The sequence below is a fragment of the Enterococcus florum genome, assembly GCF_004309355.1.
In the GTDB taxonomy this organism is placed as follows: Bacteria; Bacillota; Bacilli; order Lactobacillales; family Enterococcaceae; genus Enterococcus_A; species Enterococcus_A florum.
In genome coordinates this window covers 1-11,353 of sequence record NZ_BJCC01000031.1, presented here as the reverse complement: position 1 = coordinate 11,353, position 11,353 = coordinate 1, and the positions used below count along the sequence as shown (strand labels likewise).

General features: G+C 43.1%; 7 protein-coding genes. 2 read left to right on the top strand and 5 right to left on the bottom strand.

The genetic code is table 11. The annotated features are described in order from the left end of the window. Positions 1-17 precede the first annotated feature (17 nt). Together NRIC_RS15740 and NRIC_RS15735 are read left to right on the top strand one after the other, a co-directional pair. The gene (locus tag NRIC_RS15740; RefSeq protein WP_146623665.1) at positions 18-1,613 is read left to right on the top strand and encodes a PucR family transcriptional regulator; all 1,596 of its coding nucleotides are present in this window, start codon (positions 18-20) and stop codon (positions 1,611-1,613) included. Then, positions 1,591-2,388 carry an alpha/beta hydrolase gene (locus NRIC_RS15735; protein ID WP_146623664.1) on the top strand — a complete coding sequence of 266 codons (798 nt, stop codon included), beginning with the start codon at positions 1,591-1,593 and terminating at the stop codon, positions 2,386-2,388. The genes NRIC_RS15740 and NRIC_RS15735 overlap by 23 nt, the downstream gene beginning before the upstream one ends. 52 nt (positions 2,389-2,440) lie before the next feature. Here the strand turns inward: NRIC_RS15735 and NRIC_RS15730 are convergent, their stop codons facing one another. The 5 genes from NRIC_RS15730 to NRIC_RS15710 form a co-directional block, all read right to left on the bottom strand. Continuing rightward, a complete protein-coding gene (locus NRIC_RS15730; RefSeq protein ID WP_146623663.1) occupies positions 2,441-6,388 on the bottom strand; it encodes a SpaA isopeptide-forming pilin-related protein in 3,948 nt (1,315 codons plus the stop codon). Between the two features lie 56 nt (positions 6,389-6,444). After that, positions 6,445-7,704 (bottom strand): pilin N-terminal domain-containing protein, encoded by a 1,260-nt coding sequence (locus NRIC_RS15725; RefSeq protein WP_146623662.1) that lies wholly within the window; start codon positions 7,702-7,704, stop codon positions 6,445-6,447. A 53-nt stretch (positions 7,705-7,757) separates the two neighbouring features. Next, positions 7,758-8,576 (bottom strand): class C sortase, encoded by an 819-nt coding sequence (locus NRIC_RS15720; RefSeq protein WP_146623661.1) that lies wholly within the window; start codon positions 8,574-8,576, stop codon positions 7,758-7,760. A 55-nt stretch (positions 8,577-8,631) separates the two neighbouring features. Next, a complete protein-coding gene (locus tag NRIC_RS15715) occupies positions 8,632-10,326 on the bottom strand; it encodes a SpaH/EbpB family LPXTG-anchored major pilin (RefSeq protein ID WP_146623660.1) in 1,695 nt (564 codons plus the stop codon). A 78-nt stretch (positions 10,327-10,404) separates the two neighbouring features. Then, positions 10,405-11,166, bottom strand: a complete 762-nt coding sequence (locus NRIC_RS15710) for a winged helix-turn-helix domain-containing protein (RefSeq protein WP_175580132.1) — start codon at positions 11,164-11,166, stop codon at positions 10,405-10,407. Positions 11,167-11,353 lie beyond the last annotated feature (187 nt).

Sequence of the window (11,353 nt, the reverse complement as noted above, 5' to 3'; positions counted from 1 at the left end):
GGGAAAAGGAGAAAAAGATGAAAATAAAAGAGTTGATTGCCTTAGATATTTTTAAAACAAGCAAAGTTTTAACGAAGGATATTGGATTGGAAAATGAAGTGGAATCTGCCATGGTGTTGGAGGCGTTGGATATTGAGAAATGGAGTAAAAAGAATCAGTTGATTTTGACTTCATTTTACGCCTTTGATGAATTAACTCCGCAAGCGCTGCGCATCTTTTTTGAAAAAATGCAGCTGATCGGCGTGAGTGGATTGATCGTTAAAGTCGATCGATTGATCTCAATGATCCCTGAATGGCTGATCGATCTATGCTTTGAATTTGAGATTCCGCTAATCAAGGTTTCTCAAGATTTGACCTATGAAAAAATCATGCTGTCCATTTATGAACCCTTATTAAATCACCAAAGTCACGTCTTGCGAACGTACTATGAGGTACGGCAGCGTTTTACCAAAATCGAGCGCAATCTGCCTTCCTTTGACCAATTGCTAAGCGAGTTTCATTTGATCATCAATAAAAGCTGCCGGCTCGAGATTCCTTCCCATCGCATAAATATTAAGGAAGGCTATCTTCAAGATGACTTAGTGGTGACCAACGCTGTCCATCTAAAAAGCAGTGAATTTACCAAAAACAATTACGAGTTGCTGACGCTTTTTTCCCATCGCGATGCTAAAGAACTCTATGCGTTGAAGGTCCAGATCGTCAATCGGTATTTCGGCGAATGTACTCTTCTGGTGTATCAAAAAGAAAACGACTTCAAAGAAACCGATATGATGATCATCGAAAATGCCATAGATATTATTCAGGAAAAACTGCAAATGGAATATCTGATCAAGCGGGAACGCTATGCTCGAATGAATAACTTGGCTGACGCGATCTTGCAGAATACCCCCAGTAATTTAGATGAGCTGGATAGTTTATTGAATGAAGCCAATTTAAATCGCCATACCTATTACCAAGCAGTTGCCTTCTCCACAAAAAGTTTGGACAGCCAGACGATCAAAAAAGAGACCTTGAGTCGCCTGAGACGAATGAAAAGGCATGTGATTTTCTTTGAACATCATGATTATTCAGTCGTATTGTACAACTTTCCAACTCGTGAAGAAGCACTAACGAAGGCTGATTTGCTGTATTCATTTAGAGAGACTTTCAATAGCCTGCCTGGACTGACCTTCGCCATCAGCAGCATCAAAAACAAAGAAGACCTGAAGGAAGTGTTATTGGAGTGCTTGGATATCATTCGTTTTAATCGAGCGTATTATATCGACAGTGTTTTGGAATTGGCAGACATCGGGATCTTTCGCTACTTTATTCGGGAAAACAAAATGGCTGAGATCAATACGATCATTCCTCAAAAATTGATTCAGCTTAACCAGGAGCACTATGAATTGTTCGAAACGCTTCACAGCTTTTTTATGAATAACCGCAATTACAAACGGACAGCAGAAGCCCTCTTTCTTCACCCTAAGACGATTCGCTATCGTCTGGGACGTGTGGAAGAGCTGCTCGCGATCGATTTGACAAATCCGCTCCAGCTGTTAAATTATGAGACAGGAACTTATCTATTGAAGCTGAAGAAAAGAGGAATCCATCATGAACGCACATCGGTTGGCTAATGGCAGCTCGATTCACCTCTACATGCCAGAAACAGCAAAACCTCAGAAGTTCGTAGTTTATTTTCATGGCGGGGGGCTCGTCTACGGCAGTAAAAGCGACTTACCAAAAAAGCTGGCAGAGGTATTTTTAAACAAGGGTTTTGGCGTGATCGCTCTTGATTATTTATTAGCACCAAATAGCGGATTGTCTGACATTTTGGCTGCGCTAAAACACACCTATAAGGAAATTCAGGATAGCTATATCAAAAAAGCCCCGTTTATCTTTTGCGGACGCTCTGCCGGCAGCTATTTGATGTTCTTGTTGACCAGCGAGCTGTTGAAGCAGCAGGAAGCTTTGCCTGACTATTTGATCAATTTCTATGGCTACACTGACCTGAGCTTTATCCAAACACCTAGAAACTTGAATGTTCCTCTTATAAAAGAAGAAATGCTTCCTGCTTTTGAGTTGGAAGACAGCGTTTGGGATGACCCGCAGCTGCAACGGTATCTGCTTTATCTTTACGGCGTACAGCAAAACAAGCTGACTGAGTTTTATCAGGCTGAATCGACCGATTTCGCACTATCAGCAGAGCAGCTAGCTGAATTTCCGCCGATTTTCGGCAGTGCCAGTACCGCTGATCAGGAAGTCCCGTTTCGCTACAGCAAGCAGCTGGCCAAGTACCATGAAAAAAGTGTGTTCGTTCCTGTGTATTACCTGGAGCACGATTTTCTTAAACAAACTGCAGACAATCAAGTCTCCACTGTGTTTGAACGCCTGTCGCAATGGTTGAACTAGTACAAAAAGCCTATGAAATGAGTAAAATCATTTCATAGGCTTTCATGTATTCTTAACTTTTCTTCCGTTTATCCTTCTGAGCTCCGCACATAACCATCATTGAACTGCCTAAGATCGTGATGCCGACGATCGTATTGATCAACTTGTCTGCACTGCCGGCATGCGGCATAACAAATTTTTTATAGTTCGGCAAATGATAGACGATCTCAGTACCGCTATTGGTGGTGTAAAAGGCTGGTGGCAGCGGATTGCCTTGCGCTGTGATTGTGATTCCGCTTGATGTCACCTCGATTACCCATTGACCTGTTGGCAACTGATAGCCGACCTTCGCTTTGGTTTCCATCAATAAATAACGGCCATTCTTTAATTGGGTAAAGCTGACCCTTCCATCCAATCCGCTGATGTCTGTTCCCACAGGCGTGTCCAAATCCCAATACGTATCTGCATGCAGCGGGTCCGTATTTTCACTTGTCCATGTTTTGCCTGTTTTTCCTTGGTAGAGAGCGAAATGAACGTCAGATAGTGCTTCCTTCTTCTCGTTTTCCTTAATAAAGGTGAAGTTTTTCAGGTTCTTTTTGTTGATCAAATGATGGTAGCCGGTATCCGATTCACTCGGCTTCACATATCCTGGATTGATCTGTCCAACATAACTAAGATTTTCTTGGAAGGTCAAATCATTATTAGAACGGAAGACCCAGAAGCCTGTTGCTTCAAAAGTAAAATCTGGATAGGTCTCAACCTCTTGAACCGCATAGATTTTCTTCGTTTTGAATGTTTCTCCCGTTGTAACCTTCCCGGTACTGTCGGTGTAGAACGTATCTCCATTTTTTACTTTTTTCCAATACATCGTATTGTTTAAATTGGTTTGATTCTCCGGTGTATTCCAGCCTATATCATTGCCAAGGAATTCATAGATCTTAAACCCAACTTTCTTTTGACTGTCTGACGGCATTTTGTTGCCTTCTTCATCCTGTTTGTAGAAAGTCAATTCTCCGACACGCCGATTTTTGATCTGCCCGGCATACCGCCCATTCCCATCGTAGGTATGGTTGACTCCGGGATTATCGCTTCCTTTTGTTGTGATCCATACTGGTAATCCTCCAGCAGTGTGTATCACCCAGTAGGCTTCTGTGTTGGAAGGTACATGATAGCCAGGATAACTAACCGTTTCAACCAAGGCATAAGATTCTCCATTCATGTCAATCGTTTTATCTCGGATTCTACCCTGATCATCAGTCGTGATATTCTTGATGTATTGCCAAGAAGTACCATCTGGTGGCGCGTTTGGATCTCCTACCGCTCCAGCCGGATTTGTTCCAATGTACTTGTAAAGCTGAAACTCGACCTTTTTGTTGCTGTCAGAAGGCATCACTTGATTGTTTTCATCGACCTTGTACAGTGTGAATGGAATAAAGTCTTCATTAATGAAATAATAAAGCTTCAACACTAGTGACCCATCCGCTAAAATATTCCCGGTACGGACGGTATAAGAACAATTGCGTTCTTCGTATCCAACATATATTTTCGGAGTTGCAGTAACTGATTGCCCCACCATTCCATAAAGCGGACCTTCTGTATCGCGTAATTCAAAATTACTAATATCTTCGCTGTCTGTTGATTTTTGAACATAGTGTTCGATCTTATACTTGGCAACCGGCTTTTTCTTGTTCCGAACGTAGACGACGTTGGACTGATTCGTTCCCGGTATCGTAAATTCTTTTGAGACTACTGCATTCAGTGAACTATTGTAATCGACGGATTCAGTAGGATCATAGGTAATCGGGCAATTGGTTTCGACAAAACGATAGGTTCCTGTGGCGAGACTGTCTACTCGAATCCCACCCTCAAAGCTTTTAGAACTATCATCATATATTTGTCCTGTTACAAGCCCGGTTTGAACATCCTGCCAAACACCGCCCTCGTTTTTTTGCAGTTTAAATTGAAAGCCATTTAAAGCTTCTTGCGTGTCCTGATCCAATTTTAACAGCATGGCCGAATTGGAGTTCAAAACAATTTCAGCGTAGGGGTTAGTCAAGTCTGCAAAACCATAGATATCCCCAACAGGAACACCCGCCAGCTGTCCGCTGGTCATAGGCAGATTGGCTGTATTGATTTTTTGTCCAGAGAGTGATTCTGGCGGATACTGCGTCACCATACTCACAAAAAAAGTAGCTGCTTGACCATCAATACAATTCGAATCCCCATAGGTTATCGTAAAATAGTCCTCCAACATTTTTCGGTCACTTTCATCATAAAAACCGTTTTTGATGGCATAATCGGCGGCATCTACAGCAAAATCAGAGATTTTTACAGGTTGACCTGTACGAAGATTAAAATAGTCTCTTCCTGATTTTGAATACTTTTCATCAGTTAAATCACTCATTTTTGGCATGTCGCCATTTTTTCCGATTTTACCGAAATGAATCATGACTTTCCTGGCTGCGGATGCTCCGCTGCCAGTAGTATAGATTCCATATTGCCGAGGAGCGCTCTTGACACGTGCTTTAAAATCAGCTTCAGATTCACCAGAATTTTGCTTGATCAACCTAAAGGAATGTTCCTGCTTTGGTCCTTGAATGTATTTCAACGCATCCGTATGCGCGCCATCTTCTCGATACATCGGACCATTTCCGGTATCCATCAATAGATAGGATTCGTAGGCAGATTCTTTAGAAGCCACTCCGCCATGCTGAAGATGTGCGACACTATGGTCTGTTGGCGGCATATCCATTGGCAAGTAGGTTTTCGCACTGATATACAAGGCTTGGATCGTCACACCTGGGTCCAACTGATCCTCTACAAAGGTGCCATCAATATCAGTAAAATGTTCACCCCAATCATAAGGCTGTGCGTCTCCTTGCATCCCAAAGCCTGAGTCTACGTCTGGATATCTTCGCCAGTCGCCTTTATCTCCAGCCAATTCATTTGAACCAGCCACGTTGACACCAATTTCCCAGTGTACCTGATTATTACTGACCTGTGCGGCAAATTTTGCGTCCCAGCCATCAGAAAGAATCATTTTCTTCGCCATAAATTGGATTGACTTGGTAATCCCTCCAAAAGTTACATCCTGCAAAATTTCTTTCAAGGTATAGTTTTTCAATGATCCTGTCGCCGTTGTAAAGCGAATCCCAGTGATACTGTTAATGGCCAATTGACCACAATTTTCATTGAAAATGACCTCGACACATTTTTCTCCTGCCACAGTTGGATTGGGGTCTTCAGTGACCCGCCATTTTCCGATCACGACATCCTGGCCGTTTACGCGTGCGGCAAAATCACTAAAGTCTGCTGGATTCGGTTCCCATCCGCCGATAATGGCATTTTTGGGCAGCTTGATTCGGAAATAATCATTTGCTTTTAAAGTCTGACCTTCTGGCAGTACCATATTCCAGTCAAAGGTCAGTGTGTAATTTTCTCCCCCCAAGGCTGCATGAGTAGCCGAAATCGGCTGATTGGCGCTGTCCAAGATATTCCAATTGGTTACCTCCAATCGGTTCGCTCGATCCGTTCCGGTATTTTGTACACCGATCCCTGATTTAGCCTTTGGTGCTCTGCTTAACGTCTCCACCTTAAAGTCTTCCATCATCTCTACTTTTGGCGGATTGCCGTATTTGTTTTGTCCAATGATGGGAATGAATTCCCTGTCGGCTATCGAGTATGGGTTGACTCCTTTGGGTTTGACTAGTTCTTTTTCATCCTCTTTCTCCGTCTCTTTCACAGAGGTCGTTGACGAATCCGTTGTCTCTTCTTTATCTGTGGAAGACTTTGATTTTCGGGTTTCTTTGCTTTTGCTGCTTTCCTTTGTACTTGTTGATGCGGCTGTTTTTGCTGCTTTCTTTGCTTTTGTCGTTTGCGTTGTTCGGACGGTTTCTGCTGTTCCTGTAGAAGTGTCCTCGGCCCTTAAAACCGTCCCTCTTGGAAACGTAAAAATATAGACCAGACAAACGAATGCAACTATTAACCAACTACTTCTTTTTAGCCATTTTTTGTTGTCCAAAATATCACCCCGCGATCTTTCCCTCTGTACCTAGCTAAATTATTTATTGGATACGGTTATTGTTTAGAACGTTTTTGCTTTCGTTGGTAGACCCCCACAATAAACAATAAAAGCATCCCTATTCCGGTTAATAGCAGTGTTCGTTGTTCCCCTGTTCTTGGTAAGAATTTCGACGTTGAGGTGGTCGAGGTTGGGGTGGACGGCGGATCGCCTTTCGTGTTCGGCAGTTCCTTTTTCGGTACCTCGTCGTTGTAAATCCGCGGTTCCTTTTTCGTCATTGCACTCTCTGGCACCCTGTCGTTCACCTTTTCCTCCATCTGCTGCCCATTGATCATGACAAACTGGGCATTCCCCTCGGCGTCCTTCTCAGATTCCGGAATCACTAAAGGAATCTGTTCCTCGGTTATCTTGTACCCTTCGACGCCTTGGATCTCTTCTAAATAATAGGTTCCTGCTGGCAAGTAATGATCCTTCATTTCGACCAATCCATCCGAATTAGATGTGTATCGACTGATGGCCGGATCGCTGGCTGGATCACTTGAAGGAATCCACTTGTTTTTCAACTCAGCTGTTGGGCTCATGTCCAGATACTCTCTGTTGCCTTCACTGTTCGTTCGGTACAACACAAAAACCGCACCGGCTAATGGAAGCTCTGTACCATCTGTCTTTCTTCCGATTTTGAAGAAATAGGGACTGCGCAGGTAACTGATGTTTTTGGGATAGATGTGGATGGTTTGCATGGCCTGATTGGTTAATGGATCCAAGACTGGCAGCATCACTACCAGTGGTGTCGTTTGATTGAGATCAACAGTCACACCAGCGGCTGGGTCCACTCCAGTCTCTACGATCAGATAGACTGCATTCGCAGACATTTCCTGATTGTAGCTGGCCACGTTGAATCTCAGTACCCCACCGTCTGCTGCTTCAGAATCCGTCTTCAAACCTTGATAGATCGGTGTCACATTGCGCTGTCGCAAAAAGTCAGCCGCGAACTTGCAGCTCATTTCATTGAACTGCTCTAAAAAAGCCTGCTCCTCCAGCCCGCTTTCTTGATACAGCCGGGTGACATCGTATACGTCAAAAATGGCTCCATCCAATGACGACGTTTTTGAAAGGATATCTGTCTCTTGGCTGGCTTCATGTCCGTCATTTTGATGAGGTGTAAACTCTGGCAGATCGGCATCTCGCAATACTCGTTTATGGATTACTATCTGAACGTCGTTTTCAGCCGCTGTTCCCTTCATTCCGGTCAGTATCGAGACTAACGGCAGCAACAGACAAACAAAAAGAACAAATTTGCCCAGTTTCTTTTGCATCGTTTCATTTTCCCCCTTTCACGTCTATCCTCTAATGATGTGAGCGATCATTTTTATCTTTTTTTGTAAACAACATATATTCGAATCCCAATTAAAATCAACATCACCGCAGATGTTGCAATCGCAGCGATCATCACCTTACGGTTTTCGAAGGTTTTTTCAATTGGTTTTATTTTCGCTTTTTCTTCTGGTACATACTTCGTGCGAACCCCTCTGACCAACAATCGATGTGAATTGACACCGTAGGGCGTGCAAGTCAACAGCGTACAATGGTCTTCTCCTTTGATCAGCTTCAAGGCGTCGGTTTGTTCCGGCAAGACGACTTGGATCTTGTCCACCTTATAAGCCAATACTTTGTTGAGGACGGTAACATAAAACAAATCACCCTTTTTCATTTCCGTCAAATTAGTCAACATTTTTCCAGTGGTCATCCCGGTATGTCCAGTTAAAACACTATGGGTGTTAGGTCCGCCAACTGGTAAGGAGGAGCCTTCCAAATGACCAATGCCGCGCTCTAAGGTTTTCTCACTCGTACCATGATAAATCGGCATTTCTACATTGATCTTCGGGACTTCTAATTTTCCCATCGTATCGTTCACATTCAATAAGTCGAAATAATTGCTCTGAATCGCATAGCCAGACCCTTCAATAAACGGGTCATGGACCGGATTCCCTGCGAGGGTTTCATTAAAGGCCTGCGCCTTTTTCCATTCCGTTTCTAGTTTTTCCTTGTCTTGCTTTTTAACTTCTTTTTCATACGTGTCTAGTGCATAACTCCCATTTTTTTCAGAAAGATAATTGCTCAAAGCAGGATACCCTAATACACCTACTCCGATAAGCAAAATGAATACTGCCAAAATAATCCGTTTCATGCCTGTCTTCCCTTCAAAAAATGAGTGGGGGAAAGGCTCCCCCACTAATTAGTTCTTACGAATGGCGTCTTTTTGGTAAAACTACCATTACTGCAAGACCGATCAAGGCAATACCTGCGATCGTGATCAAGATTAGACCCATTCCACCAGTTGCTGGAAGTTTGAAGCCTCTTGAGTTGACTACTTCTTTTGTGACAACGTGAGTCGTCGTATTTTCATTGGCAAAGTCGATCTCCACTGGTTCACCTAGAAGGTTGTAGCCGTCTGGTGCCAGAGTTTCCACAACATAGTATTTCAATGCCACACGTGCGTCATCCACACCTGAATGTGTTTGCAGATTCTTGAAGGTTGCTGCATAATACTTGCCGCTGATTACGCCTAATTTCGAAGCGTCTGTTTCGCCTGGACGAATGATCCAGTCTAATGCTGTGGCATAGTCTGCTTCACCAGGGTATACAAGATCTGTAATGTCTCCATTTGCATCGACTTTCACTTTGATAAAGTCGCCTGCTTTAGCCGCAGTATTGTCTTTTGCGATTTGGAATTCAGAGCCTGCTAATGCGTTGCCCTTTTGATCTTTTTTATCAATAATAACTTCACCGACGTTGGTTTCTGTTTCAGTTGTCGGAACTTTGTCGTTTTCAGATGACAAGCCGTTGTTGAACTCGATTTCCCCTTTGTTCTTCACGGTGTAATTTGGTTTGTCTTTGACCTTTTCATTGACCGTAACGGTGAATTCGATGCCTACGTGCGTGTATCCTCCATTTGCTGGATCCATATACGCTTGCAAGGCATCACGACCTGCAGCAGTAAAGTCAACTGTCAAAGTATTCTCATTACCAGTTGTCGGTGTTGGGTCTGGGTTCGTTACCGTGTAATTTACATTTCCAACGTTTGGAATTTCCACTTTTGTCCATCCGCCAGCACCGTCATCTTTATAGACATATGCTTTTGCAGAACTTGCTGTGTACGTTAGTGCAGGATCTAACTTATCGTTGATTTTGTAAACCGTATAGTCTTCAATATCCCCAGGAATATTCACTCGAATATCGTAGTTTACGCTGTCGCCGACATTGACAGAGTTTTTGCTTGCGCCATCCATATCCTTCGTTGGTGTTTGCCCTTGGTTCTTCGGATAGACATGGACATCCGTATTCCAGCTGTCTTCTGTAGTTGTCGTCATTGGTACTGAGATCACAAATGGTTTTACTGGTGAAGCGATTTGAACCTCTTTGGTGCCGCCTGAACCATCTGGAATCGTTGGCTTAGGTGATTGGCTGGCAGCCAAATCTTCTTCTACGTAATAGAAGCCTTTCAAACCAGTCAGTTTCACGACCCCGTTTGCATCCGTTTTCGCAACGCCTGCTTCTTTAGTCATTGTGTAAACATACGTATTTCCGTTATACGCAACAGATAATTCAGTCGATGACGAATTTTTCGTGTAAACAGCGCCATCTTTTTCTGAAGGAGGTACGACTGGATCTGTCCCTGCTGTTTTTGGTGTTAACTTGTACACATTAAACTGCACGTGTTGGACAGGCGGGTTGGTAATTGCATCCGCTCCGGTAAGTTCCGTACCGTCTCCTTCATCCCCAATTTGACTGCTATCTTCTGCCCAATGTTTATGGATGGTTAAGTCTCCAGAAACTGGTTGAATAGCATCGTGATCAGCAGCCAATGCGCTTACGCCACTGCCTAGTGTCGTGAGCATCAACGCAGCAACCGCTAATAGCTTGCCTAGCTTTCTCATTTCTTTTCCCTCTTTCCTCTTTTTATTTTGATAAATTTGTCTTTGACAAATCTATACCGAATGAAATGGTGGTACCGATTAATAAAGTGCTTCTTCCGTCTTTTGAACTTCCTCTAGTGAGAAATAGTCATAAAACGTACTGGTTAGGGAATACCCTTTTCCCCAGCTGGTCTGAAGCAACTCGATATGAATCCCCAGGTCATTAAAGCGTTGCTTAATGCCTTTGACTAAATAGGATAGCTGAGCCAATTTGGAATTGGTCGCCTCCTTGTCCCATAAAATGAGGCACAGCTTTTCCCGAGAAACGATCTGTCCTCGTTCGCTGGCTAGAGCCTCGATAATTTTACGTTCATTATTTCTGAATCCGCATTCGTCCAAGCGCATCGGATCTTTCTCGCGTTGCGGCCGTCTGATTTTAGACGATGGAACGACTCGCTCTGTGCTTAGCGGTTTTAACAATTGCAACGTTTGTTGTTTGGCAATTGCTTGTGAAAAAAGCTCTCGAATCTCTTCGATCTCAAAGCTCTGCAAAAGCCAGCCATGAATCCCTTTTTCTTGCCAATATTCTTGATCGACACGCTTGAGACCCTTCGCTCCCTTGCGGTAGATCTTATGCTTTTGCACCTCGATCAAGGAAAGTATACTTAACGTTTCTGCATCAGATAAGGTTTCGCTAAAGATGATGAAAGGAAAATACTCGATCATGGCAGTCACCGTTTCTTGCGAATTCCCCGGTTGAAACAAATGACTAGAAACAAATACTTCGTAATTCAAGCGTTGAAGTTTCTCTTGCAAGAGTTGTTCGGCTAAAATATTTTTCGTTAAAATGATGATTTTCATACCTCGTCTCCTTCCGTCATCCAGGCGTTTCATTTTCTTTGGTTAACCATTCAAAAAATCAAATTAAATTTCACTAATAAAAAACAGTTATTTGTTCATCTGATAGACACTCCCAGATACACTTAAGATTGACGATCCTTTTTAAGCTGAAGAACAAGCTCTGTCTTACTTGTTCTTTTGAAAAACA

Coding starts and splice junctions, on each gene's coding strand:
- NRIC_RS15740 (WP_146623665.1), top strand. CDS start 18: ATGAAAATAAAAGAGTTGATTGCCTTAGATATTTTTAAAACAAGCAAA.
- NRIC_RS15735 (WP_146623664.1), top strand. CDS start 1,591: ATGAACGCACATCGGTTGGCTAATGGCAGCTCGATTCACCTCTACATG.
- NRIC_RS15725 (WP_146623662.1), bottom strand. CDS start 7,704: ATGCAAAAGAAACTGGGCAAATTTGTTCTTTTTGTTTGTCTGTTGCTG.
- NRIC_RS15720 (WP_146623661.1), bottom strand. CDS start 8,576: ATGAAACGGATTATTTTGGCAGTATTCATTTTGCTTATCGGAGTAGGT.
- NRIC_RS15715 (WP_146623660.1), bottom strand. CDS start 10,326: ATGAGAAAGCTAGGCAAGCTATTAGCGGTTGCTGCGTTGATGCTCACG.
- NRIC_RS15710 (WP_175580132.1), bottom strand. CDS start 11,166: ATGAAAATCATCATTTTAACGAAAAATATTTTAGCCGAACAACTCTTG.